General features: G+C 66.2%; 14 protein-coding genes. 10 read left to right on the forward strand and 4 right to left on the reverse strand.

Annotated elements, in window-relative coordinates; all coding sequences use genetic code 11:
• Positions 1-171: 171 nt before the first annotated feature.
• From AC1DRD_RS02535 to AC1DRD_RS02575, 9 genes are all read left to right on the forward strand, one after another.
• Positions 172-9,141 carry a hypothetical protein gene (locus AC1DRD_RS02535; RefSeq protein ID WP_478040098.1) on the forward strand — a complete coding sequence of 2,990 codons (8,970 nt, stop codon included), beginning with the start codon at positions 172-174 and terminating at the stop codon, positions 9,139-9,141.
• Between the two features lie 118 nt (positions 9,142-9,259).
• Positions 9,260-9,694 (forward strand): hypothetical protein, encoded by a 435-nt coding sequence (locus AC1DRD_RS02540; RefSeq protein ID WP_478040100.1) that lies wholly within the window; start codon positions 9,260-9,262, stop codon positions 9,692-9,694.
• 19 nt (positions 9,695-9,713) lie between these two features.
• Positions 9,714-10,244: an OmpH/Skp family outer membrane protein gene (locus AC1DRD_RS02545; RefSeq protein ID WP_478040102.1), complete on the forward strand. Its 531-nt coding sequence runs from the start codon at positions 9,714-9,716 to the stop codon at positions 10,242-10,244.
• A gap of 199 nt (positions 10,245-10,443) precedes the next feature.
• Positions 10,444-10,707, forward strand: a complete 264-nt coding sequence (locus AC1DRD_RS02550; protein WP_478040104.1) for an ArsR/SmtB family transcription factor — start codon at positions 10,444-10,446, stop codon at positions 10,705-10,707.
• A gap of 8 nt (positions 10,708-10,715) precedes the next feature.
• Positions 10,716-11,582 (forward strand): PhzF family phenazine biosynthesis protein, encoded by an 867-nt coding sequence (locus tag AC1DRD_RS02555; RefSeq protein WP_478040105.1) that lies wholly within the window; start codon positions 10,716-10,718, stop codon positions 11,580-11,582.
• Positions 11,583-11,855: 273 nt separating this feature from the next.
• A complete protein-coding gene (locus AC1DRD_RS02560) occupies positions 11,856-13,004 on the forward strand; it encodes a fumarylacetoacetate hydrolase family protein (protein WP_478040107.1) in 1,149 nt (382 codons plus the stop codon).
• Positions 13,004-13,780: a D-xylose 1-dehydrogenase gene (xylB, locus tag AC1DRD_RS02565; protein ID WP_478040109.1), complete on the forward strand. Its 777-nt coding sequence runs from the start codon at positions 13,004-13,006 to the stop codon at positions 13,778-13,780. Before AC1DRD_RS02560 ends, xylB begins: the two co-directional genes overlap by 1 nt.
• Positions 13,777-14,640, forward strand: coding sequence for an SMP-30/gluconolactonase/LRE family protein (locus AC1DRD_RS02570; RefSeq protein ID WP_478040111.1), 864 nt, complete (start codon positions 13,777-13,779; stop codon positions 14,638-14,640). The genes xylB and AC1DRD_RS02570 overlap by 4 nt, the downstream gene beginning before the upstream one ends.
• Before the next feature lie 25 nt (positions 14,641-14,665).
• Positions 14,666-16,069 carry a sugar porter family MFS transporter gene (locus AC1DRD_RS02575; RefSeq protein WP_478040113.1) on the forward strand — a complete coding sequence of 468 codons (1,404 nt, stop codon included), beginning with the start codon at positions 14,666-14,668 and terminating at the stop codon, positions 16,067-16,069.
• 72 nt (positions 16,070-16,141) lie between these two features.
• Here AC1DRD_RS02575 and AC1DRD_RS02580 read toward each other — a convergent pair whose 3' ends face one another.
• From AC1DRD_RS02580 to AC1DRD_RS02595, 4 genes are read right to left on the reverse strand one after another with little or no spacing between them, the layout of a single operon-like run.
• Entirely contained in the window at positions 16,142-19,051 is a 2,910-nt protein-coding gene (locus tag AC1DRD_RS02580) for a glycoside hydrolase family 31 protein (protein WP_478040115.1), read from the reverse strand.
• Positions 19,048-20,661 carry a DUF5597 domain-containing protein gene (locus AC1DRD_RS02585; protein ID WP_478040117.1) on the reverse strand — a complete coding sequence of 538 codons (1,614 nt, stop codon included), beginning with the start codon at positions 20,659-20,661 and terminating at the stop codon, positions 19,048-19,050. Before AC1DRD_RS02585 ends, AC1DRD_RS02580 begins: the two co-directional genes overlap by 4 nt.
• On the reverse strand, positions 20,658-23,102 hold the full coding sequence (locus AC1DRD_RS02590) for a glycoside hydrolase family 3 protein (RefSeq protein WP_478040118.1): 2,445 nt from the start codon (positions 23,100-23,102) through the stop codon (positions 20,658-20,660). Before AC1DRD_RS02590 ends, AC1DRD_RS02585 begins: the two co-directional genes overlap by 4 nt.
• Before the next feature lie 35 nt (positions 23,103-23,137).
• A complete protein-coding gene (locus AC1DRD_RS02595; protein WP_478040120.1) occupies positions 23,138-25,102 on the reverse strand; it encodes a hypothetical protein in 1,965 nt (654 codons plus the stop codon).
• A 146-nt stretch (positions 25,103-25,248) separates the two neighbouring features.
• Here AC1DRD_RS02595 and AC1DRD_RS02600 point away from each other — a divergent pair, with 146 nt between their 5' ends.
• Positions 25,249-26,313 carry a LacI family DNA-binding transcriptional regulator gene (locus AC1DRD_RS02600; RefSeq protein WP_478040603.1) on the forward strand — a complete coding sequence of 355 codons (1,065 nt, stop codon included), beginning with the start codon at positions 25,249-25,251 and terminating at the stop codon, positions 26,311-26,313.
• The last annotated feature ends 11 nt before the right edge of the window (positions 26,314-26,324 follow it).

Here is a 26,324-nt window from a genome sequence, read left to right on the forward strand (position 1 = left end):
CCGGGAGGGCCGGGATGAGCCAAGGCGCGTCGCTCGGTCCTCTCCAATAGCCGCAATTTGAGTTTCGGAAGTCGTGAAAGCGTCCCCGTGCGTCGGGGCGATGGGGACGCTGTGTGTTCGCTCCGGGCCATCGGCTGAGGTGCCGCGGCCAGTTCAACAAGGGGAAGTGCCATGTCCGGGTATGAGTCGCAGAATGTTCGTCGCACTCGCTTTGCCGCAAACTGGGTCGTCGGCGCGGAGGGCGCGAGCTGGTCACAGCGGCGGCGCCTGATGGCGGTGCTGCGCCGCGCGCACCGCGTGCTGGGCATCGACCACAAGGACATGGGCGTCGGATCGCTCGGCTTCGGCGGCGGCGCCCGCTCGGTGCTGCTGGCGTCTGCGAGCCCGGCAAGCGTGATCGGCGGCCTGGCCGCGCTCGCCGCGCTCGGCTTGCCCGCGCCGGCATTTGCCCAGACCTCCGTCGGAAACGGCACGGCGTCGGGGCCCCGGAGCATTGCGATCGGAACCACCACCCAGACTGCGACCGCGAGCGGGGCGGATAGTGTCGCGATTGGCAATACGGCAACGGCATCTGGACAGGATTCCGTGGCGGAAGGTCATAATACCAACGCTGCCGCCCAGAACGCCGTCGCCATCGGCTTCCAGGCCGCCGCGACCCAGATCAACTCTGTCTATCTCGGCGCGCGTAGCCTCGCGGGAACCGGAGCGCTTGCGCAGGGGGCCATCGGCATCGGCACCGATGTGACGGCTTCCCAGCTCAATGCGATTGGGATCGGAACTCGCGCGATTTCATCGACACAATATTCGGTGGCAATCGGCCAAGACGCGTCGGCCACAGGCGCCGGCGGGGCCGTGGCGATAGGCGGCGGCGCGACTTCAAGCAACATCAACACTGTCGCGATTGGCGTTGCAGCAAATGCCGCCGCGGCCGGTGCCAGCGCGCTGGGCACCAACGCCCAGGCAACGGGAGGAAATTCCACCGCCGTTGGCGTCGGCTCCACCGCCAGCAATAACTGGGCGTTGGCTGGGGGCTACGGATCGGTAGCTAGCGGCGATTCTTCCCTTTCCCTCGGCCGGGTGTCCGCCGCCACAGGCACTGCCTCCACCGCCGTCGGTAACGGTGCTCAGGCGGCTGGTAACAGTGCGACCGCGCTCGGAGCGCAGGCGACAGCCGTCGGCGGCAGCACGGTTGCGGTCGGTCAGGGCGCTGGCGCGGGATCCACCACCGGCAACGCGAGCTCGGTTGCGGTGGGCATTGCGGCGGGCACGCTCGTCAGCGGCGGACAGAACACCGCTGTCGGCGGGGGTGTCCCCAACGTCTTGAGAGGCGCCGGTTCCGGCGTCACGGGCCAGCGCAACGTCGCCCTAGGCACCGGCGATGGCACTGTCGCCTATGACGCCACGCTCTCCGCTTCCGCGGGCAGCCTGGTCACGGGCACCGACAACGTCGCGATCGGCACCAATGCCGGTATCGGCGTTACCGTCAATAACACTACGTCGATCGGCCACAACGCTCAAGCCAGCCAAGCCAACGCCGCGGCCATTGGCCTTGGAGCGACTGCCAGCGGTGTGAACTCCATCTATCTGGGCGCCCGCACCGGCGCCGGAACAGGCGCCCTTGCCGGGAGCGCGATCGCCATCGGCACGGACGTGACCGCATCCCAGACCGACTCCATGGCAATCGGTCGCCAGAGCACGGCGTCCGGCAACGCCGCCGCCGCGGTCGGGACCGCCGCACAGGCAACGGCGACAAGCGCGGCAGCATTCGGTCCCTCCGCCAATGCTTCGGCCAATTTCGCGTTAGCCCTGGGCAATGGGGCAGTGTCGAGCGGAATCGGCTCCGTTGCCGCAGGTTCGGGAGCGCAGGGCACGGGCACCGCCGCTGTGGCGGTCGGCAACAATTCCAGTGCGACGGCCGCGAACGCTGTGGCGGTCGGCCTCGGCGCGGTGGCGAACTCGACCGATGCTGTGGCGGTCGGCAGGGGCTCGACCGCGACGGGCGGCAAGGCCACCGCCATCGGCGCCGGCAACACCGCGTTCGGCGACGGCGCAGTGGCGATCGGCGATCCGAGCTATGCCAGCGGCACCGGCGCCTTCACTGGCGGCGCCAACAACATCGCCAACAGCGATGGAACGGCGACGGCGACGGCCGCGAACCAGGCCAATGGCGCGGTCGCGATCGGCAATGGCAACAAGGCGGTCGGCCAGGGCAGTGTAGCGCTAGGCAACACCAGCAGTGCGCTTGCGGCGGGCGCGGTGGCGTTCGGCGACTCCGCGATCGCCAACAATGCGCGCGATGTGGCGCTAGGCTCGGGCTCGGTCACGGCGGCAGCGGTGGGAACCGCGAGCACGGTGATCGGCGGCACGACCTATAATTTCGCCGGCACCACGCCGACCAGCACCGTCAGCGTCGGCAGCGGGACCGACCAGCGCACCATCACCAATGTCGCCGCGGGTCGCATCAGCGGCAGCTCGACCGATGCGATCAACGGATCGCAGCTGTTCGCCACCAACCAGGCAGTAGGCGCGCTGGGCCAGGGCTGGACGGTGAGCGCCCAGGGCGCCAACGCGACCAATGTCGGCGCGACCAGCGCGACCGGCAACAGCATCGACCTGAAGAACGGCGACGGCAACATCGTCGTGACCAAGGGCACGGCCAGCAACGACGTCACCTTCGATCTGGCCAACGATGTGACGGTCAACAGCGTGACCGCGGGCGGCACGGTGCTGGGTACCACCGGCCTGACCATCGCCGGCGGCCCGAGTGTGACCACCACCGGGATCAACGCGGCCGGCACGAAGATCACCAATGTCGCGGCGGGCGTGAATCCGAGCGATGCCGTCAACGTCAGCCAGCTGACCTCGTCGACCGGTGCGGTGGTGACTACCGGTCAGAACTTCACCGGCAATGACGCGACCGCCGGCATCGTTCACCGCGACCTTGGCACGGCCTTGACGATCAAGGGCACGGCGACCACGGCGGGCAGCTATTCGGGCGCCAATCTGAAAACGGTGACCGACCCGGCCACGGGGTCGATCAATCTGCAGATGGCGGACGCCCCGGTGTTCACCAGCGTCACCACCGGCAACAGCCTGCTCAACACCAACGGCCTGACCATCGCCGGCGGCCCCAGCGTGACTACCACCGGCATCAACGCGGCCGGCACGACCATCACCAATGTCGCGGCCGGGGTGAACCCGACCGACGCCGTCAATGTCAGCCAGCTGACCACCGCCACCGCTGCGGTGCAGGGGCATTATTATAGCGTCAATGACGGCGGCACGGTGCGCGGCAACTATACCAATAACGGCGCGACCGGTCTGAACTCCGTCGCCTCGGGGCCGAACGCGGTTTCGGCGGCATCGAACAGCGTCGCGATCGGCAATGGCGCCCTCAATCAAAGTTCGGGTGCCGATTTTGGGGCGGTCGCGGTCGGCGGTTCGGCGCGTACCGGCCAGAGCAACGCGACGGCGATCGGTTCGCAAGCCGCAGCGCTCGGCACGAATTCGATCGCGCTCGGGGCGGCGGCGTCCGGAAGCAGCGCCTATGCCATCGCCATCGGCGCGGGGCCAACGACGGGGGCCGGCGCAACCGCTTCAGGAGCCATCGCGATCGGCAGTGGCGGCGGCACCCCGCTCCTGGGGACGGCAGCCTCGGCATCGGGGCAACGCGCCGTCGCCATCGGGCAGAACACGGTTGCCGGTTTCACGAATTCGGTCGCGTTGGGATATAAGGCAACGTCCGGCAGCGCCTCCTCGGTCGCCGTCGGCGATTCCGCCACGACCGGCGCGACCGGCGTGAACGTCGCGATCGGCAATCTGAGCACGGCAACTGCCGGCACCGCCGCCGGCGGCGCGGTGGCGATCGGACGCTCCAACACCGCGTTCGGCGACGGCGCGGTGGCGATCGGCGATCCGAGCTTCGCCAGTGGCACCGGCGCCTTCACCGGCGGCGCCAACAACATCGCCAATAGCGACGGGACGGCGACGGCGACGGCCGCGAACCAGGCCAATGGCGCGGTCGCGATCGGCAACAACAACAAGGCGATCGGCCAGGGCAGCGTCGCGCTCGGCAACGGCTCGACCGCGGGTGCGGCCGGCCTTGCCGGCAATGTCGCGCTGGGCAACGGCGCGATCGCCGCGGCGAGCGCGGGCGATGTCGCGCTGGGCTCGGGCTCGGTCACCGCGACGGCGGTAGGCACGGCGGGCGTGACGATCAACGGCACCAATTATGCCTTTGTCGGCACCACGCCCAGCAGCACGGTGAGCGTCGGCGCCCCCGGCGCTGAGCGGACCGTGACCAATGTCGCCGCGGGCCGCATCAGCGGCAGCTCGACCGATGCGATCAACGGGTCGCAGCTGTTCGCCACTAACCAGGCGGTGGGCGCATTGGGCCAGGGCTGGACGGTGACCGCCCAGGGCGCCAACGCGACCAATGTCGGCGCGAGCAGCGCGACCGGCAACAGCATTGATCTCAAGAACGGCGACGGCAACATCGTCGTGACCAAGGGCACCGCCAGCAACGACGTCACCTTCAACCTGGCGAACGATGTGGCTGTCAACAGCGTGACCGCCGGCGGCACGGTGCTCGGCACCACCGGCTTGACCATTGCGGGCGGCCCCAGCGTGACCACCACGGGGATCAACGCGGGCGGGACGACCATCACCAATGTCGCGTCAGGCGTGAACCCGACCGACGCGGTCAACGTCAGCCAGCTGACAGCGTCGACCGGCGGCGCGGTGGCCGCGGGCCTGAACTTCACCGCCAACGACGCGACCGCCGGCATCGTCCATCGCGACCTCGGCGCGACCCTGTCGATCAAGGGCACGGCAACCACGGCGGGCAGCTATTCGGGTGCCAATCTGAAGACGGTGACCGACCCGGCGACGGGCGCGATCAACCTGCAGATGGCGGACGCTCCGGTGTTCACCAGCGTCACCACCGGCAACAGCCTGCTCAACACCAATGGCCTGACCATCACCGGCGGTCCGAGCGTGACCATCGCCGGGATCAACGCGGCCAACAAGGTCATCACCAATGTCGCGCCGGGGGCGATCAATGCGACCTCGACCGATGCGGTCAACGGCTCGCAACTGTTCGCCACCAGCCAGGCGGCCACTGCCGGCTGGAACGTGACGGCCCAGGGCGCCAACGCGACCAATGTCGGTGTGGCCAGCGCTACGGGCACCAGTGTCGACCTGAACAATAGCGACGGCAACATCGTGGTCAGCAAGACCGCGGCCAGCAACAATGTCGGGTTCAACCTCGCCCCGATCCTGGCGATCGGCACCGCGGTGAATGTCGGCGGCGCGGGCGGTGCCAGCATCACCAGCACCGGCTTCACCACCAATGGCGGCACCGGTCCGAGCCTGACCAATATCGGGATCAACGCGGCCGGCACGACCATCACCAATGTCGCGGCGGGCGTGAACCCGACCGATGCGGTCAATGTCAGCCAGCTGACCGCGTCGACCGGCGGCGTGGTGACCGCGGGCCTGAACTTCACCGCCAACGACGCGACCGCGGGCATCGTCCATCGCGACCTCGGCGCGACCCTGAGCATCCAGGGCACGGCGACCACGGCGGGCAGCTATTCGGGCGCCAATCTGAAAACGGTGACCGACCCGGTGACGGGGGCGATCAACCTGCAGATGGCGGACGCCCCGGTGTTCACCAGCGTCACCACCGGCAACAGCCTGCTCAACACCAACGGCCTGACCATCACCGGCGGTCCGAGCGTGACCATCGCCGGGATCAACGCGGCCAACAAGGTCATCACCAACGTCGCACCGGGCGTGATCAGTGCGACCTCGACCGACGCGGTCAACGGCTCGCAGCTGTTCGCGACCAGCCAGGCGGCGAATGCGGGTTGGAATGTCCGCACCAATGGCGATGCGGCGACCAATGTCGCGCCAGGCGGCACGGTCCAGTTCCTCGACGGACAGAATATCAAGGTCACGCGCACCGGCACCGATATAACGGTCGCCACCAACCCCGACCTGACGGTCAACAGCGTGACGGCCGGCGGGACGCTGCTGAACACTGGCGGCCTGACCATCGCCGGCGGGCCCAGCGTCACTACCACCGGCATCAATGCCGGCAATAAGGTCATCACCAACGTTGCGCCGGGCGCGATCAATGCGACGTCGACCGATGCGGTCAACGGCTCGCAATTGTACGCGACCAACCAGCAGGTGGCGACCAATACGACTGACATCACCAATCTCGGCAACACGGTCAACAACATCAACAATGGCGGCGGTATCAAGTATTTCCACGCCACCTCGACCTTGGCCGACAGCCAGGCGCTGGGCACGGATTCGGTCGCGATCGGGCCGAACGCGGTGGCCAATAACGCCGGCGACATCGCGCTCGGCAACGGTTCGACCACCACGGCGGCGGTGGCGACCGGCGGTATCACGATCAACGGCAGCAATTACGCCTTCGCCGGAACTTCGCCGACCAGCACGCTGAGCATCGGTGCCGTGGGTGCCGAGCGGACGATCACCAATGTCGCGGCGGGACAGGTCAACGGTGGGTCGACCGATGCGGTCAACGGATCGCAGCTGTTCGCCACCAACCAGGCCGTCGATAGCCTTGGCACGAACGTGACCAACCTCGGCAGCACGGTCACCAACCTGGGCAACACGGTCACCAATCTCGGCAATACCGTGACCAGCATCGGCGCCACCGTCACCAACATCACCAATGGCGGCGGCATCAAATATTTCCATGCCACCTCGACCCTGGCCGACAGCCAGGCGCTGGGCACGGACTCGGTCGCGATCGGACCCAATGCGGTGGCCAACAATGCCGGCGACATCGCGCTCGGCAACGGCTCGACCACCACGGCGGCAGTGGCGACCGGCGGCATCACGATCAACGGCACCAATTACGCCTTCGCCGGAACCTCACCGACCAGCACGCTGAGCATCGGTGCCGTGGGTGCCGAGCGGACGATCACCAATGTCGCGGCGGGACAGGTCAATGGCGGGTCGACCGATGCGGTCAACGGATCGCAGCTGTTCGCCACCAACCAGGCGGTCGACAGCCTCGGCACGAACGTGACCAATCTCGGCAATACGGTCACCAACCTCGGCAACACCGTCACCACGCTCGGTAACACCGTGACCAGCATCGGGGCGACCGTCACCAACATCACCAATGGCGGCGGCATCAAATATTTCCACTCCACCTCGACGCTCGCCGACAGCCAGGCGGTAGGCACCAACAGCGTCGCGGTCGGGCCGCAGGCTGTGGCCAACAACACCGACAGTATCGCGATGGGCAACAATGCGGTGGCGAGCGTCGATGGCTCGCTCGCGCTGGGCAGCGGGTCGCTCTCCGATCGCGCGCTCGCCCCTTCGATCGGCGCCATTCCGGCGGGGCTGGGCTTCGTGCCCTATAATACCAGCGATGCCACGCTGCTCGGGGCGGTGTCGGTCGGCAATTCGACGACCGGCGAATATCGCCAGATCATCAACGTCGCCGACGGTACCGCGGCGAATGACGCGGTGACGCTCCGCCAGCTTCAGGGCGCGATCGGATCGGTGTCGGTCACCTCGACCAAATATTTCCACGCCAATTCGGTGGCTTTGGACTCGCTGGCTGTCGGGGTCGACTCCGTGGCCGTGGGACCGACTACGGTGGTCAATGGCGACAATGGCGTCGGCATCGGCAATGGCGCGGTAGTCGATCAGACCGCGCCCGGCGGCACCGCGATCGGCCAGAATGCCCGGGTCTCGCGAGCCGACGGTATCGCGCTCGGCACCAACTCGGTCGCCACCGGAATCCAGTCGATCGCGATCGGACCCGGCGCCAATGCAAGCTTCGCGGGCAGCGTCGCGCTCGGTGCGGGCGCGGTGACGACGGTGGGATCGCGGATCGGCTATTCCGCTTATGGCCTAGGCACGCCGCAAAGCTCGGCCGGCGAAGTCTCGGTCGGCGCGGCGGGCGCCGAGCGCCAGGTCACCAACGTCGCGGCGGGTTCGGCGCCGACCGATGCGGTCAATGTCAGCCAGCTCAACCAGGTCGCGCAGAACACCGCCACGTCGCTGGGCGGCGGCGCGTCCTACAATCCCACCACCGGCGCCTATACCGCGCCGAGCTACGCGGTCGGCGGCAACACGTACAACAATGTCGGCGATGCGCTGGGCGCGCAGAACACCCAGATCACCAACCTCGACAACCGCGTGACCAATATCGCCGGCAGTGTCACCACGGTCGCCAATAACGTCACCAACCTGGGCAACAGCACGGCGGCGGGGCTGGGCGGCAATTCGAGCTACGATTCGAGCACCGGCACCGTCACGACCAACCTGAACGTCGGCGGGAACAATTATACCAACGTCAACGACGCGTTGCAGGCGATCAATCAGACCGCCGGCGCCGGCTGGAATATCCAGGCCAATGGCGGCCCGACGACCAACATCGGGTCGAACGGCACGCTCAACGTCACCGCCGGCTCCAACACCGTCGTGACGCTGAACGGCAACCAGCTCCAGGTCGCGGTGGCCGACAGTCCGACCTTCGCCGGCACGGTGACTGCCAATGGCGGCCTATCCGTGGGGCAGAACACGGTGGTCAACATGGGCGGCAATGTCGTCCGGAACGTTGGCGCGGGTGCCGTGAACGCGGGATCGTCCGATGCCGTCAACGGCTCGCAACTCTATGCGGTGCAGCAGGTCGCGGGCAATTCGGTGCAATATGATGCCGGCGGCAAGTCGGTGACGTTCAACCCCGGCGGCCCGGCGACGGTGCTGAGCAATGTCGCGGCGGGTGTCGCGCCGACCGATGCGGTCAACGTCCAGCAGCTCAACAGCGGTATGGCCAGCACACTGGCCTCGGCCAATGCCTATACCGATATCAAGCTGGCCGGGATCCAATATGATCTCGGGAAGATACAGCGGAATGCCAATGCCGGAACCGCCGGCGCCTTGGCCGCGGCGGGTCTCCCCCAGGCGTTCGAACCCGGTCGCGGCATGCTCGCTTTCGGTGCCGGCACCTATCAGGGCCAGTCGGCCTTCGCGCTCGGTCTTTCGCGGGTGATGGATGACGGTCGCACCATCTTCAAGGCCGGGGTGACCTACGACACCCAGCAGCGGGTCGGTGCCAATGCCGGCTTCGGCATCCAGTTCTGATCCTAGAGCGGCGTGGCCGATTTTGAATCGGACACGCCGCTCTAAACATTTGTGGTCGCATCGCTTTTCGCGGAAAACCGGAACCCACTTTTCCGCGCGATGCTCTAAGGAGGACGCAATGAGACTCAGCTTTCTCACGCTTACTTTTCTCGTCGGTTGCGGTCTTTCGGGCTCCGCGGCGACCGCCAAGGATGCCGCCTCGGCCCCCGTTCCGGTCTATGTGGCGAAGGTCGATCCGGATGCTTTCCCTCACCGGCCGCTGGAGGAAAAGAAGCTGGGCGCGACGGTCAGCCCGGCGGCGGTGCGGATGATCACGCCGGGTGTCGACAAGTTCAGCATCTACCGGTTGATCGGCCCGCCCCATTTCGGCGAGGGCATCACCCGGCGGTGGAATTATGTGCTGTTTTTTCCGGTCGCGCCGGGAAGCCTCGAGCGGGTTCGCTGCCGGATGGAAATCCGCTTCGAGCGGCCGCCTGGCCATTATAGCGTGACCGTGTCCGAGGTGATCTGGCAGGACCAGGCCTGTGCGGACCGGGTTGCAGCCGCGCGCTGATTGGGCGAGAGGCGGCGGCATGCGATTGTTCGGACAGCTCGCCGCCTTTCTGTTGGTCTGTATCGGGGCGTCCGTTTCGGCCCAGACCTTTGGGCCGCCGATCCAGGGCCTGTGCCTGTTGTCGCGCACCGGCGCGATCGGCGCGTCGCGGGCGGGTCAGTCGATGCAGGCGCAGCTCAAGCAGATGCAGGCGTCGCTGTCGGGCGATCTCGCGCAGCGGCGGAACGGCATCGAGCAGCAGCGGCGGCAGCTCGAGGCGCGCCAGAACGCCACCGCGCCGATCGAATATCAGCGGCAAATGGCCGCGCTCGACCAGCAGGCGCGCGAGATCGAGCAGCAGCAGAATGTGCGTTTCATTGCGGCCCAAGAGCGCGGTCAGCAGCAGATCGATCGCGCGCTGAACGAGGCGCTTGGCCGCATCGTGACGCGCAACGTCTGCAGTTTGGTGGTCGAACGCAACAACACCTATGGCTGGAACAACGCCATGGACATCACGCCAGCGGTCACGCGCGAGATGGACGGCCTGGTGCAGACGGTCACGCTCCAGTAGAATGATGCGGCCGCCAAAGGCGTCCGGGTGCGACCCCGTGGCGCTGGACGTTCGGGTGCCGGGTTAGTCCGATTTTTCGCAGCTCAATATCAGCACGCCTTTGCACTTGCATTGAAGGGCAGTAATTCGCTATTTCGCAAATGTGCTAAATAGCAAACCTGCGATCGATCTCGCCGCGCTAAAGGCGATCGCCAGCCCGGTGCGGTTGAAAATCCTTGAATTGTTGAAGGACCCCGTCGCCAATTTCCCGCCTCAGGTCGATGGCGATCTCGTGACCGACGGGGTCTGTGCCGACTTCATCAGGGAGCGGCTCGGATTTGCTCCGGCGACTGCATCGCGGCATCTCGGCCTGCTCGCCGATTGCGGGCTGCTCGTGCCAACCCGCAAGAAAGGCTGGACCTTCTATCGCCGTGACGAGTCGGCAATCGCGGCGTTGGCCGCCGGCCTCGCCGCCGGATTGTGACCTCTCTTATGAATGCCCTCCGCTATCTCCACGTCGACGTATTCGCCGGCCGCCCCTATGCAGGCAATAGCCTGCCCGTTTTCACGGATGCACCCGATCTGACCATGGAGCAGATGCTGGCGATCACGCGCGAGCTCCGGCATTTCGAAGCCATTTTCCTTGCGGAAACGCCGACCCCGGGCACCTATCGCGCGCGCATTTTCGATCTGTTCGCGGAACTGCCTTTCGCCGGCCACCCCATTATTGGCGCGGCATGCGCGCTGCACTGCCATGGCCACCCTGAAGAGGAGCGTCATTGGATCTTCGAACTAGCGGAGCGGACGGTGAGCGTGGTGACGCAGCGCGCGATAACCGGCTTCGCGGCGATGCTGGATCAGGGAGAGGCGGTCTTCCTGGGGGAATGCGATGACCGCGACGACGTGGCGGCTGCCTTCGACCTTGACCCGTCCGATCTCCACCCGCAGTTGCCGATGGTCGTCGTGAGCACGGGCTTGCGGTACCTGATCGTGCCGGTTTCGCCCGGAGCGCTGGAGAAGGCGCGGATCAGAACCGACATTTCCGCGCTGGTGAAGCGGGCGGGCGCGCAATTTGCGGTGCTGTTGGACGAGGCGGCGCTGGAAATCCGCCACTGGAACAACGACGGGATCGTCGAGGACGTCGCCACCGGCAGCGCCGCCGGAACGGTCGGCGCCTATCGCATGCGCTACTGCGATGCCCGATCCGGCGAGATCTTCACGCTGAATCAAGGCAGGTTCTCGGGGCGGCCGAGCGTGATCGACGTCAAGCCGCGCGGAACGGCGGATGCGGTCCATTCCGTTCTCGTCGGCGGCAAGGTCGCCATTGTCGGCCATGGCGTGCTGGAAGTGCTGCCGTGATCGTGCGCCGCTGGAGCGGACGCGTGCCACGCGACAAAGCGGATGCCTTCCGCGACCATATCGGCACGCATCACGAGCTGAGTGGCAAGGCAAGCCAATAGCCGATGACCAATGGCGGCCATGGCCAAATCACTAAGTCAGCAACGCCAGCCGAACAATCTTGCGAGGCCGGCACTCCAACCACCATAATGTCGCAATGGCGATGCACAGGCTTGACATACCGCCCTTCCCGGTAAAGGTAGCGTTACCAAAGTAACGAGGGGATGGCTGGACATGGCCGGCTGGGAAACGTTTTCCGCCGAATTTTTGCCTGCGGACTGGCGGCAAGGTCGCTTTGTCGGCCGCGTGGCGCGTGCCGATGGGCCGAGTCCGGTGCTCGTCGTCGGCGGCATTGCGTATGACATGGCACGCGTGGCGCCGACCGTCTCCGACCTTTTGGCACGGCGTCTGTTCGATCCCGCGGGCGGCGAGCGGCTCGGCGCGATCGAGACGCTCGACTGGCTGAGCCCGATCGACTTGCAGTGCGTCAAGGCAGCCGGCGTGACCTTCGCGGTGTCGACGCTCGAGCGCGTGATCGAAGAGCGCGCGCGTGGCGATGCCGGGGCAGCGGCGGCGATCCGCGATCGTCTTTCCGCGCATGTCGGCGGCGATCTGCGCGCGGTAGTGCCGGGATCGCCCGAGGCCGCCACGCTCAAGGATAAATTGATTGCCGACGGCATGTGGTCGCAATATCTCGAAGTCGCGATCGGTCCCGATGCGGAGATCTTCACCAAGGCGCCGGTGCTGTCGGCGGTTGGCTTCGGCGCGATGATCGGCGTGCGCTCTGATTCGACCTGGAACAATCCCGAGCCTGAAATCGTGCTGGTGGTCGATGCCGGTGGCGAGGTAGTCGGCGCGACGTTGGGCAACGATGTCAATTTGCGCGATTTCGAAGGTCGCTCGGCGCTGCTGCTGGGCAAGGCCAAGGACAATAATGCAGCGTGCGCGATCGGCCCGCTGATCCGCCTGTTCGATGGTGATTTCACGCTCGACGACGTGCGCGCCGCGGCCGTCGACCTGACGATCGAGGGCATGGACGGCTATCGCCTGACCGGGTCGAGCAGCATGGCACAGATCAGCCGTGACCCCGCCGACTTGGTGCGCCAGGCTATGAGCGAGCACCATTATCCCGACGGTTTCGCCCTGTTTCTGGGCACGATGTTCGCGCCGACCCAGGATCGCGATGCGCCAGGCCGCGGCTTCACCCACAAGGAGGGCGATATCGTCACGATTTCGAGCGAAAGGCTGGGGACGTTGGTCAACAAGGTCACCAGCGCAAAGGCGGCGCCGGCATGGTCGTTCGGGATCGGCGATCTGATGCGCAACCTCGCCGCGCGCGGGCTATTGACGCCGCAACCGGTGCTCGCGGAGGCCGCGAACTGATGCTGCAGGCCGCCATCAATAGCGCCCGCGCGAGCTATCCCAGCCTCGCCGACAAGCGCGTGCTGATCACCGGCGGCGCGAGCGGGATCGGCGAAGGCCTGGTCGAAGCGTTTGCCGCCCAGGGTTCGCGGGTCGCCTTTGTCGACGTGCAGGACGATGCGGCGCGCGCGCTGGTCGAGCGGCTCGGCGGGTCCGATGCCGTGCTCTACAGCCGCTGCGACCTGACCGATGTCGATGGGCTCAAGGCGTGCTTCGCGGCGATCGAGGAACAGCTCGGCGGCGTCGACGTCCTGATCAACAACGCCGCCAATGACGACCGCCACAAGATCGACGAGATCACCCCGGCCTATTGGGACGACCGGATGGCGGTGAACCTGCGCCACCAATTCTTCGCCAGCCAGGCGGTCATCCCGGCGATGCGTCGTGCTGGCGGCGGGGCGATCGTCAATTTCGGGTCGATCAGCTGGCATCTCGCTCTGCCCGATCTGCTGCTCTACCAAACCGCCAAGGCGGCGATCGAAGGGCTGACGCGGTCGATGGCGCGGGACCTTGGCCGCGACGGCATCCGCGTCAACGCGGTCATTCCGGGCAATGTGCAGACGCCGCGCCAGGAACGCTGGTATACGCCCGAGGCCGAGGCCGAACTGGTCGCCGCGCAATGCCTCGACGGACGCATCCAGCCCGCCGATGTCGCGGCGCTGGTGCTGTTCCTCGCTTCCGACGATGCCCGGATGTGCACGGGCCACGAATATTTCGTCGACGCGGGCTGGCGGTGACCGGAACGCCCGAGGTCGTCGCCCCGGTCGGGGCAATGCTGGGCGAGGGGCCGGTATGGATCGGGGACGCGCTCTGGTTCGTCGATATCAAGGCGCCGTGCATCTACCGCCTCGGCGGTGATGGCGAAGTCACGCGCTGGGCCGCGCCGGTGCCGATCGGCTGGGTAATGCCGGCCGCCGGCGGCGGGCTGGTCGCGGGACTCAAGACCGGCATCCATCGCTTCGACCCGACCGATGGCAGCTTCTCGGCACGGATCGAAGTCGAACCCGGGCTGCCGGACAATCGGCTCAACGACGCGGTGGTCGGTCCCGACGGTTCCTTATGGTTCGGGTCGATGGACGATAGCGAGGCGCAAGCGTCGGGCCGCTTCTACCGCCTGTCGGGCGGACAGGTCTCGGATACCGGGCTGCGGGCCGCGATCGTGACCAATGGCCCGGCCATTTCGCCCGACGGCGCCACGCTCTACGTTACCGACACGTTCGCGGGAACAATCGCTCAGGCGGATATCAACGACGACGGTTCATTGGGCCCGTTGCGCCCGTTCGTCACCATCGACAAGAGCCACGGCTATCCCGACGGCCCGACCGTCGATGCGGACGGGTGCGTGTGGACCGGCTTGTTCGGCGGCTGGAGCGCGCGGCGTTACGACCCCGCAGGCGCGCTGATCGACACCGTGCGCTTTCCGGTCGCCAATGTGACCAAGATCGCGTTCGGCGGTGCCGACCTGCGGACTGCCTATGCGACCACCGCGAAGCTCGCGCTCGACGCCGCCGCGCTCGACGCGCAGCCGCTGGCGGGGCACCTCTTCGCGTTCGACGCCGGAGTCGCTGGCGTGCCGGTCAACGCCATATCATCATGACAAAAAACGATAACGGGAGAGCAGAATGAACGGGGGAGCGACACGGGCCAATAGCGGCCTCATCGCCATGATCGTCGCGGTGGCGACGATCGGCGGATTGTTGTTCGGCTATGACAGTGGCGCGGTGAACGGCACTCAGCCGGGGCTCAAGGCGGCATTCGGCCTGAGCGAGAGCGGGCTCGGCTTCACCGTCGGGTCGCTGCTGATCGGCTGCTTCATCGGCGCGTTCTTCGCCGGTACGCTCGCCGACCGGATGGGCCGCCGCAACGTGATGCGGATCGCGGCATTGCTGTTCCTGGGCGGAGCGCTGGTCCAGGGCTTTGCCCATCTCCAGCCGATCTTCGTGACCGCGCGGATCATCGGCGGCATGGCGGTGGGCGCGGCGAGCGTCCTCTCGCCCGCCTACATCTCCGAAGTCGCGCCGGCCAATATCCGCGGGCGGATGACGACGGTGCAGCAGATCATGATCATCTCGGGCCTGACCGCGGCGTTCGTGGTCAATTACTATCTCGCCGCCGCCGCCGGCGCGTCGACCGAAAAGCTCGGCGGGCTCGAGGCGTGGCGCTGGATGTACCTGATGCAGGCCATCCCGGCGGCGGTCTTTCTGGCCGCCTTGTTCCTGATCCCGGAGAGCCCGCGCTATCTGGTGTCGAAGGGCCGCGAGGGCGAGGCGGAAGTCGTTCTCACCAGGCTGTTCGGTGCCGATACCGCCGCGACCAAGCTCGCCGAGATCCGCGGCAGCTTCAGCGCCGATCACCGGCCGCAGCTGCGCGACATACTGGATCCTGTGAAGGGCGGCATTCGTCCGGTGGTCTGGGCCGGATTGCTGCTCGCGGTGTTCCAGCAACTCGTCGGGATCAACGTGATCTTCTATTACGGCTCGACCCTGTGGCAACTCGCCGGCTTCACCGAGAATGACTCGCTGCTGATCAATATCGTGTCGGGCGTGGTGTCGATCGGCGCGTGCCTGGTCACCGTCGCCTTGGTCGACCGGATCGGGCGCAAGCCGCTGTTGCTGATCGGCTCGGCGGGAATGGCGGTGACGTTGTTCGGCCTCGTCTATGCATTCAGCCAGGGCTCGCTCGACGCCGCCGGCAAACTCCAGCTGTCGCCGGAACTGGGCACCATCGCGGTCGTCGCCGCCAATCTCTATGTGATCTTCTTCAACCTGAGTTGGGGGCCGGTCATGTGGGTGATGCTGGGCGAGATGTTCCCCAACCAGATCCGCGGCTCCGCGCTGGCGGTGTGCGGCTTCGCGCAATGGTTCGCGAACTATCTCGTCGCGCAGAGCTTCCCGGTCATGGCCGCCAAGCTGGGGCTCGCGACCAGCTACACTTTCTACGCGGTGTGCGCGGTGATCAGCTTCTTCCTGGTCCAGAAGTTCATCCACGAGACCAAGGGCAAGGAACTCGAGGAAATGACCGGCTGACGATCGCGCCGTTCAAAGAAAAAGGGCGTGGGAGGCGATCGCTTCCCACGCCCTTTCTGTAATGGCGCGTGATCAGCGGCGGATCGTTACCGGCCGGCCGTCATAGGTTACGCTGCGCGCCGGGTTGGCACCGAAGTCGGGCGCCGCGGCTGCGCGCGGCCCATAGAAGCGCACCGAGATCGACCGCTTCGCCGCCATCCCGTCATAGCCGCCGGTCCGCGCGCCGATCGTCAGCGTGCCGCTCTTATCGTCCCAACGGATCGGGATGCGGGCATATTTGCCCTTGGCATAGCCATCACTCAGGCCGTCATCCTCGTAGAGCGAATAGCTTCCGTTCGCACCGGTGAAGACCTGGAGCACGATCGGCCCGCCGGGCTGTTCGCTGGTCGTCTGTACGTCGGGACCGGTCGGGACGATCGCGCCCGCCCGGACGAACAGCGGCATGCGCTCGTACGGCGCCGCCGCGGTGATCGACTGGCCGCCGGCATAATAAGTACCGCGGTTGAAGTCGTACCAGCCGGTCCCGGCGGGCAGGTAGACCTGGCGGCTGCGTGCCTTGAATTCGGAGACCGGGGCGACGAGGAACGACGGACCGAACATATATTCGTCGTTGATCCCCCAGGTGCGCCGGTCGGCGCCGAAATCCATCACCAGCCCGCGCATGATGCTGCCGTCGGCGAACCAGGTGTCCGCCGCGCTGGTGTAGATATACGGCATCAGGCGGTAGCGGAGCTTGTCGTACCAGATCATCGACGCCTGCATCGCCGGATCCTTGGCCGAGATCTCGTAGATCTCACGATACGGGAATTCGCCGTGACTGCGGAACAGCGGCGAAAAGGCGCCGAACTGGAACCAGCGCAGGTTGAGCTCGCGCCATTCGGGCTGATCGGCGGGACGCTGCTGCGTATAGCGGTCCTCGACCGCGAAGCCGCCGATATCCTGGCTCCAATTGGGCAGCCCCGACATCGACAGATTGACCCCGGCCGAGATCTGGTCGCGCAGATTGTCCCAGCGCGCCGCGACGTCGCCCGACCAGACCGCCGCACTCGCCCGCTGGATGCCGCCGAACGCCGAGCGCGTCAGGATGAACGGCCGCCGTCCCGGCTCGACGCGGCGCAGATTGTCGGCGACGCCCTCGACATGGACGAGCGGATAAGTGTTGAACTCCGCGGCGCCCGGCCCGCGCACGGTCGGGCCCATCTGGAAGGCGCGTTCCTCGATCGACAAATTGGAATGCCAGTCGGGCTCGTCCGAATCGAGCCACCAGCCGTCAAACCCCTTCGACACCAGTTTCTCGTTGACCTGGTTGAAGAACAGGTCGCGGGCACCCTTGGTGTAGGGATTGTAGAAGGTGTTGGCATAGCCCGGGCCGACCCAGTCCTTCTGCCCCGCCTCGAGCGGGCGGCGGTAGAGATAGCCCTTGGCGTCGAGCGCCTTGCCGTTGGCGGTGGTCGGATAGAATTTCCCCCACACCGAGATCATGATGTGCGCGTCGAGGCCGTGGACGTCATCGACCATTTTCTTGGCATCGGGGAAGCGGCTCGTATCGAAATCGTGGCTGCCCCATTGGTCGTCGACCCAATAGCGCCAGTCGAGCACGATATTGTCGAGCGGGATGCCGCGCTTGCGATATTCGCGCACCACGCCGACCAACTGGTCCTGTGTCTCGTAGCGTTGGCGGCTCTGCCAGAAGCCATAGGCCCATTTGGGCATCAGCGTGGCCTTGCCGGTGAGCGCGCGATAGCCCGCGATCGCGCCATCGACGCTGCCGCGGCCGCCGATGAAATAGTAATCCACGTCCTTGGCGACGTCCGACGTCATCCACAGCGAATGGCGATCGGCGGCGGGCAAGGGATCGTTGTGGACCAATCCGATATAGCCGGCGTTCGGATCCCACTCGACCCGGATCGCGACGGATTTGCCGGCGGTCATCGGCAGGTCGAAATTGTGGAACCACGGATTCCAGTTCTGCCGCCAGTGCGACATCACCAATTTCCCGTCGGCATAGACCTTCATGTAGCTCGACGCGTAGAGCCGGAACTTGTGCATGCCGCTCTTGTCGGCCGTGACGTTGCCGGTCCAGACGACCCGCTGCTCCTGGGTGTTGACCCCGGCGGTGTTCTGCCCACTCTCGCCCGAGGCCTTGGTCGCCGCCTTGGCCGCGGCCGGCCATTTCTTCTGGTCGCGGATAAATTGATAGTCGATCGTCGCTTCCTGGCGGCTGACCGCCAGCTTGCCGCCGAGATAATAATCGGCCTTCCAGCCCGGCTTGCCGGCGCTCGTCACCTTGAGGGCATCGTCGCCGACCAAAGCATAAGGCCGCGGATTGCCGAACCGGGTGATTCCGTCATTGTCCCAGAGCAGGCCGTAGCCGCGCGTCGAGACCACGAACGGGATGGCGATGTCCATATTGTGCTGGGCGAGTTCGACGTCCTCGCCATTGTAATTCATTTGCCGGTTCTGGTGCTGGCCGAGCCCGTAAAAGCCCTCATCGGTGCCGCGGTTGAATTGCTGGCTGGCCGAAAAATAGGGCTTGCCCTCGACCGATACCGGCCGGAACGCCGTACGCGGCGCCTCGGCGAGTAGCGGCTTACCCGTGGCGTCGAGAAAGCTGACCGAGCCATCGGCCAGGCGGATGCGCGCGCTGGCCTTGGGCAGCTTGAGCGAGACATAGCCGTTGGCCTTGGTGACGATCGGATCGCCGTCGGCCTTGGCGATCACCATCAAGCTGTCGGGTACGTCGTCGAAATCGGTTCCGGGCACCGCGGTCACCCGGAAGCTCGCGTCGCCATAAGCGAGCACGCGAACGCGCTTTGCCGGGCCGGACAGCGGCGTGACCACCACGCCGTGGTCGATCTTCGCTACCGATCCATCCGCCGCGGGTGCCTCCGCGGCCGTGTCAGCCGCTAGCGCCGCTACACCCCCGGCACCCGCCAGCGCGATCGCCGCAGAGCCCAGCATCAACCATCGCATCGCCGTCATTTCCACGTCCCCATTGTCACTTTGAGCCACACCGGTGTGGCGGTGAAGTTAAGCCCGTAATCGGTCTGATCGCCGTTCCAGACGCGCTCGAACACCCAATTGCCCTGCGCATCGAAATGACCTTCCTCGACCCGCAGCATCATGCCGTTGCCGCCGCTGGCATCATCGACGCGCAGTCGGACATCGGATCCGGTCAATAGGAATTGATCGGGGCCGAGCTGGGCAACCAGCGCGCCGCCCACCGGCTTGCCTTTGGTTGGCCTAGGGTCGATCTTGATCCAGGTCGCGTCGCGTTCGGCGAACTGCCACTGATCATATTGAACGGTGATTTTCCATCGGCCGAAGGTCATCGTCTGGTCGGCGGCGTCGTCCATCTTGGCCGCGCCCCAGACCGGATGCTCGAACGCGATGCGCGCCCAGCTGCGGGCCGCGGGCGCGAGCAGGCGATATTTGGCCGCAAAGGCATCGATCGTCGCGTCGTCGAGTTCCTTGGCGCCAAGCGGATAATTGACATAGCCGGTGTCGTCGAAGCCGAACGGCGAGAAGCCGATCGCGCCCTTGCCCAGCACCGGCCACAGGAAGCGTGCATATTCGGCGGCGTTGCCGGTTTCGGGCACCATCAGCGGATTGTCGGGCCGCGCATAAAGATCGAGATACTTGGCATAGGCCTTGGGGTCGCGATTGTAGATATCGGGCGCGACCAGGGCGATGTGCGGGGCGGCAGCGCGCCAAACGTCGATCACCGGCCAGTCCGGGCCGCCGCTGGCGCCGCCCGACACGGCCGGTCCGAACGGATCGCTCAGCGCAGCGTTGCAATACATCGGCAGGTTCTTGATCGCCTGGCCGGCGGCGGCGACTTCGTCAACATAGCGCGCGACGTACCAGGCGTTGAACGCGGTATCGGCGAGCTTGCCGAACGCCTGGGTCCAGGTCCCCGACTTGCCGGTCTTGGCGGCGAGCGGCTGCGGGATCGGCTGCGCGAACAGTTTCTGCGCCTCGGGCGAGAAATCGCGCGCCGAGCGATAACTGCCGCTCTCATTCTCGACCTGGACCATGATCACGCTGTTCTGCGGATCGTCCGCCTTCAGCCGCTGCATCAGCGCGGTGAACGCGCGTTTGTCGGCGTCGAGTGTGGTGCGGGCATGCGGGCTCAGCACATAATGCGCTTTGCCGTCGCTGGTCCGCATCCGGGGAAAGCGCGCATTGTCGCTCTTCACCCAAGCCGGAGCATAGCTCGGACCCGTGTTCTTCCACGCGCCGAACCATAGCAACACGACGCGGATATTGTGCTCGCGCGCGCCTTTCAGCAGCGCATCGAGATAGGAGAAGTCGAACTTGCCCTCGACCGGCTCGATCTGTTCCCAGGCGATCGGGATTTCGAGTGTATTGGCGTGCAGCCGCTCGAGCATCGGCCACACTTTGGGCAATTGGCTGGGGTAATTGCTCGAATTGTTCGCTTGCGCGCCCAGTATCAGATAGGGTGCGCCGTCGACGAACAGCGCCGAGCGCCCGTCCTTGGTAACGACGCGCGGCAATTCGCCCGCGGCGTGCGCCGGCAGCCCGAGCCCCGCCAGCAGCAATGGCAGGATGGAAATCAGGCGCCGGCTCATCGTGCCGCCGCCGGGCACACCGCGCCGCTGGGATCGGTCGCGAGGTGGATATCGGCGACCGACAGCGCGAACGGAGCGCTCGCGGTCAGCGACCACGGGGTCGTCACGCCGGTCATGTCGGCGCCCCGCTCGCGCAGGCATTTGAGGCCGATGCGCACCGTCCGCCATTGCGGCCCGGCGGCGAACAAAGTGGTCGCGTCGATCTTCGCGGCGCCGAAGCCGAGCGTTACCGGCCCCGACGGCGCAGCATCGACGCGATAGGTCATTTCGAGCACCAGCTCGGCATTGGTCTCGCGCGTTAGGTTAAGCGGCACGCCGTTTATCGCGATCGTCGCCTCACGTCCGGCCGGCCAGGTCAATCGCGCAGCACCTTCCTGGATATGCGGCCCGTCGACGGCCGCGCGCGTCACACCCGAGTCCGCCGCCCAGGCGTACGGCGCCGGGACCTTGCCCTTGGCGAAGAACAGGTTGGTATTGGCCAGTCCCGCATCGACGCCGGCCACTTCGCCGAGCACGCCGACCTTGCCCGGTTTGGCGTAGCTCAGCCCATAACCGAACGCGAACAGCGGGTCGTAGCCCGGTTGCCCGGTGTTGAGGGTGAACTGGCCCGCGGTCTTCGGCCAACTGTAGGACAGCCGGCCGGTGAAATCCTTGCGCGGCTTGCCGGCGCGCGTGCCGACGATGACGTCGGCGATCCCCGCGCCCTCGCTTCCGGGTAGCCAGGCGGCGACGAACGCGTCCGACTGGTTGAGTTCGGGATTCACCCAGAGCGGTCGGCCCGACAGGAACACCGACACGGTCGGGATGCCGGCCGCGCGGAGCTTCTTGAGCAAGGCCAGCGCCTCCTTGTCGCCCGGCTGGAACTCGAGCGTCCTGACGTCGCCGCGCATCTCGGCATAGGGCGTCTCGCCGAACACGACGATCGCGGCATCGGGCTTGTTGGCGAAGCTGCCGTCCGCCGACAGCGTCGCCGAGCCGCCGCCCGCCTTCATCGCCGCGGCGATGCCCGAATAGATTGACTGCGCATTGGGGAAATCGGCGTTGCTGTTGCCGTCGCCTTGCCAGCTCAAGGTCCAACCGCCCGACTGCATCGAGATCGAATCCGCGCCCGGGCCCGTAACGAGCACATTGGCGCTCGCCTTGAGCGGCAGCACGCCGTCATTCTTGAGCAGCACCAGGGTCTTGGCCACGGCTTCGCGGGCAAGCGCGCGATGCGCGGGCGAGCCAAGCACGTCGGCGCGCCCTTCCCATGGCCGCGCGGCGTCGAACAGGCCGAGCGCGAATTTGACGCGCAGGATACGGCGCACCGCATCGTCGATCCGGGTCATCGGGATCACGCCCGATTTCGCTTCCTTCAGCGTGTTGTCGAACAAGTCGCGCCAGCTGTCCGGCGCCATCGCCATGTCGAGCCCGGCGTTGAACGCGATCGCGCAGTCGGTGTTGCTGCAGCCGGGGACCTGGCCATGGCCGTTCCAGTCGCCAACGACGAATCCGGCAAAGCCCATCCGTCCTTTCAGGACATCGGTCAGCAACGATTTGTTGCCGTGCATCTTCTGCCCGTTCCAGCTCGAATAGGATGCCATCACGGTCATCGTGCCGGCGTTGATCGCGGGCGGATAGCCTTGCGCGTGGAGGCGGATCAGCGTCGCCTCGTCGATCTGGTCGTCGCCCTGGTCGACCCCGTCCTTGGTGCCGCCGTCGCCCAGGAAATGCTTGGCGCTCGCCGCGACATTGCCTAGCTGGATGCGGCCCTTGCCGGGGTTGCCCTGCAGTCCGCGGATCATCGCGCCGGCGTAACGCGCGGTGATCGAGGGGTTTTCCGAATAGCCTTCATAGGTGCGGCCCCAACGGTCGTCCTGCGGTACCGCCAGCGTCGGCCCGAACGCCCAGTCGATCCCCGTCGCGGCGGTCTCCTCGGCGGTCGCGCGACCGATCCGGGTCATCAGCGCGGGGTCGTTAGCAGCACCGAGACCGATATTGTGCGGAAACAGCGTCGCGCCGACGACGTTCGAATTGCCGTGAACCGCGTCGATGCCGAACATCAGCGGGATCGCGACATGGTCAGGCCGCGCTTCGTTCGCGACCGCGGCGAACGCCCTGGAGGTCGCGACCCACGGCGCCTGTGGCGAGCGATCGGGGCTGCCGAGGGGTGGCGAACTGCCGCCGGCGAGGATGCTGCCAAGCGGATATTTCCGGAGATCCTCGGGCTTGATCGAGCCGATATCGGCCTGGATCATCTGCCCGACCTTCTCCTCGATCGTCATCTTCGCCATCAGCGCGGTGATCTTCGCCTCGGTCGCGGGATTCACCAGGCCGCGGCTCTTCGCGGCCGGCCATAATGCCGGGTTGGCAATGCCTGGCGCGGCCGGCGTGCCAGCCACCGCGGTCGCGCCGATCATCGTCGCGGATAACAATGCCACCAACCCGATCCTTGCTCTCATCGTGATTTTCCCCACCGACTTTTCTTTCCTTGAAATCATCTGCTGGTCGCGATCGCCCGGAACGAATGCGGCGGCAGATCGAGTACGAAGCGCGTCCAGCCAGGCTGGACGTCCTTGCCGCCGGGCACCGGTGCGGCGGCGGCGATCGGCGTGTTGTCGGACAGCCCGACCGCTTTGACGCCCTCGCCCTTGACCACCAGCGCCGCCGTCGCCGGCTGGTCGCGGAAATTCTCCACGACATAGGATCCGTTGTCATAGGCAAAGAGTGCGACGTTAGCTGGCGCCGCGAGATGGGCGGGAAAGTCCTGCATCGTCATCGCGCGGATATGGTCGAGCGCCGCGGTCGGCAAATTGTAGAGGTCGCTGGGATTTTCGGGCGTCGCCAGCATCATCAGCGTGCCTTGCGAATATCTGTTCATCAGCAGGATCGGGAATCCCTTCTGCCCCGACACGCCGCGCACGACCGCCCAGCTGTCATTGGTGTAGAAGCGCAGATCGGGGAACAGGATCGGCCGTGCCGAACCGCCCGGATCGTCGAGCAGGCGGCCATTGCCCGCGCCGTATCCCTCGATGAAATGATCGACCGCGACGGTCCGTCCGGTCGGCGTCCATTCCGCGAGATCGGCGAAGCGCGTGCCGAGCGCGGACACGAAGCCCGAGGTGACGATCACCGTCGCGCCGCCTTTCAGGCTCGCTTGTACTTTCGCTACGATTCCCGGATCAGCCGCGGCAGCCTCGGTCAGCAGGATCGTCCGGGCGTCGGCGGGATAGGTCGGCGCCAGTTCGATCGGGATGCCGATATTGCCGAGATAATTATGCAGGAAGTCGTCGCCGCTCGACTGATATGGCTTGTAGCTCGCCACGCCGATCGGCTTGCCGAGCGACCCGAGCACCGAATCAACCGCGTCGAGCGACAGTCCCGCGGCGCGTGCCCAGCCGGCCGGCGCGCGCGATCCCGATTGTCGCCAGGCATGCATGGCGGCCGACCAGTTGAAGCTGGTCCCCATCGTGGCCCAGGGCCGCTCGCCCTCATCGGCGCCCGCGTCGGACGCCATCGGGCTCCAGTTGAACAACGTGATCTCCGGCGCCTTGGCGAGAACCGTGTCCCACAATTGCTCTGCATAGCGATCGAGATAACGCGTGCTGAACGTATCGACCCAGCCGCCGCCATTCGCGCCCGGACGGATGTTCGCGTAATAGCGATAGACCGAATAGCTCTCATATTGCTGGAGCAATTGGTCGGTGATCACCGGGTCGCGGGTCTCGGTTCCGGTATAGATGCCGTCGAACGCTTTGGCTTCCTGGTCGAGGTCGTAGCCCAACCCCTGAAAATGCTCGTACCAGTTCGGATATTTGATGATCATCCGGACCTTGGGATTCTCCGCCTTGGCCGGCCGCAGCACGAGATCGCGCGCGACGCCGCGCATCGTGTCGAGCCGATATTGCGTCCAGCTGCGCTTGCCCTTGGCGGCGATGTTGGCGTCGCTCTTCGAGGTGAAGAAGAAGAAGTCGTCCAGGATGACCTGATCGAAATGCCGCGCCGCGAGCCGCACCGCGCGCTCGCATTCGGCGCGGTCGTCACGATCCTCGTAATCGAACGTACCGAATTGTCCGTTCTTGCCGCCCGCCGCGAGCGTGATGCCGCCGGCCACCGCCACGCCCTTCTCGCGGAAATAGGACGACACCTTGGCCAGTTCGTCATCGGTCGCGAATTGGTGGTCGCGATAGGCCTCGATATAGACCTTGTCGAAATGGAGCTGGCCGGCGACGCGGGCATATTCGCGGTCGAACGTCGCGCGGTCGGCCAGCGCGCGAACATTGCCGACGACGACATAGATCGCGACCTTGAAGTTGCGATACGGGGCAGGGGAGGAGGCAGCGGCCGCCTGCAACAGCGGAGGTGCCGCGGCGGCCGGCGTCGTGGTCAGTCCTGCGATCGCGGCGAGCAAGACGGCACGCGCAATCGATCCAGAACGTCGCCGGCGGGCAATTTCAGGCACGCATGTCTCCCCTCGATGCCGGGTTGTTCCCGAGTTATTGTGAGCGCTACCATAAGAGTTGCGCCGATGGCAATCGGGTCGTGTCGGAATGTGGCGAAAGGATTTTGGCTGGGCTTGACGCGCAATGCTGCGCTACACGCACGCGGATGAACGGGGGAACACCACAGAAGCGCAAAGGCCGTGGCGGCGATGCACCGAGAATCGAAGACGTCGCCAAGCGGGCCGGCGTCTCACCGATGACGGTGTCGCGCGTGATCAACGGCGCGAGCCATGTCCGCCAGGCCGCACGCGACGCGGTCAACGAGGCGATCGCCGCCCTCAATTACGCCCCCAATCGCGCGGCGCGCAGCCTCGCCGGCGGCGGTCAGGTGCGTCTCGGGCTGCTCTACAGTAATCCCAGCGCTGCCTATCTCAGCGAGTTTCTGGTCGGCAGCCTCGATCAGGCGAGCCGCTCCGACGTCCAGTTGGTGGTCGAGAAATGTGACCGGGGAGAGGGCGAGGAGACCAGTGCGCGCCACCTGATCAGGAGCGGGATCGACGGCATCCTGCTGCCCCCGCCCCTGTGCGATTCGCAACCGCTGATCGATCTGCTCGCGGCGGAGAACGTGACCGCGGTCGCGGTCGCCACCGCCCGGCTGGCGGACGGGGTCTCGACTGTGTCGATCGACGATTTCGCCGCGGCCGAGGCGATGACGCGGCACATCGTCGCGCAGGGCCACCGGCGGATCGGGTTCATCATCGGCAATCCCGACCAGACCGCGAGCGCGCGGCGGCTCGACGGCTATAAATCGGCGCTGGCCGAGGCGGGGATCGCGATCGACGAAGCGCTGATCAAGCAGGGGCTGTTCACCTACCGCTCCGGGCTCGAGGCGAGCGAGGCGTTGCTCGATCTGCCCCAGCCGCCAACTGCCATCTTCGCCAGCAACGACGACATGGCGGCCGCCGCGGTCGCCGTCGCGCATCGCCGCGGGCTGGACGTGCCCGGAGACGTCAGCGTGTGCGGGTTTGACGACACTGCGCTTGCCACCGCGATCTGGCCCGAGTTGACCACCGTGCGCCAGCCGATCGCGGCGATGTCGCGCGCCGCGATCGAGATGCTCGTCGCCGAGGTCAATGCTCGTCGCCAGGGCAAGATGCCGGAACCGCGTCGGCTGGTGCTCGACTTCACGCTGGTCGAGCGGGAGTCGGATGGACACCTTGCAGTAAGTTAAGGCCAGTCGCC

This window comes from Sphingomonas sp. P4_G2, assembly GCF_056401155.1.

Coding starts and splice junctions, on each gene's coding strand:
- AC1DRD_RS02560 (WP_478040107.1), top strand. CDS start 11,856: ATGGCCGGCTGGGAAACGTTTTCCGCCGAATTTTTGCCTGCGGACTGG.
- AC1DRD_RS02535 (WP_478040098.1), top strand. CDS start 172: ATGTCCGGGTATGAGTCGCAGAATGTTCGTCGCACTCGCTTTGCCGCA.
- AC1DRD_RS02575 (WP_478040113.1), top strand. CDS start 14,666: ATGAACGGGGGAGCGACACGGGCCAATAGCGGCCTCATCGCCATGATC.
- AC1DRD_RS02585 (WP_478040117.1), bottom strand. CDS start 20,661: ATGAGCCGGCGCCTGATTTCCATCCTGCCATTGCTGCTGGCGGGGCTC.
- AC1DRD_RS02540 (WP_478040100.1), top strand. CDS start 9,260: ATGAGACTCAGCTTTCTCACGCTTACTTTTCTCGTCGGTTGCGGTCTT.
- AC1DRD_RS02545 (WP_478040102.1), top strand. CDS start 9,714: ATGCGATTGTTCGGACAGCTCGCCGCCTTTCTGTTGGTCTGTATCGGG.
- AC1DRD_RS02600 (WP_478040603.1), top strand. CDS start 25,249: ATGAACGGGGGAACACCACAGAAGCGCAAAGGCCGTGGCGGCGATGCA.
- AC1DRD_RS02555 (WP_478040105.1), top strand. CDS start 10,716: ATGAATGCCCTCCGCTATCTCCACGTCGACGTATTCGCCGGCCGCCCC.
- AC1DRD_RS02580 (WP_478040115.1), bottom strand. CDS start 19,051: ATGACGGCGATGCGATGGTTGATGCTGGGCTCTGCGGCGATCGCGCTG.
- AC1DRD_RS02590 (WP_478040118.1), bottom strand. CDS start 23,102: ATGAGAGCAAGGATCGGGTTGGTGGCATTGTTATCCGCGACGATGATC.
- xylB (WP_478040109.1), top strand. CDS start 13,004: ATGCTGCAGGCCGCCATCAATAGCGCCCGCGCGAGCTATCCCAGCCTC.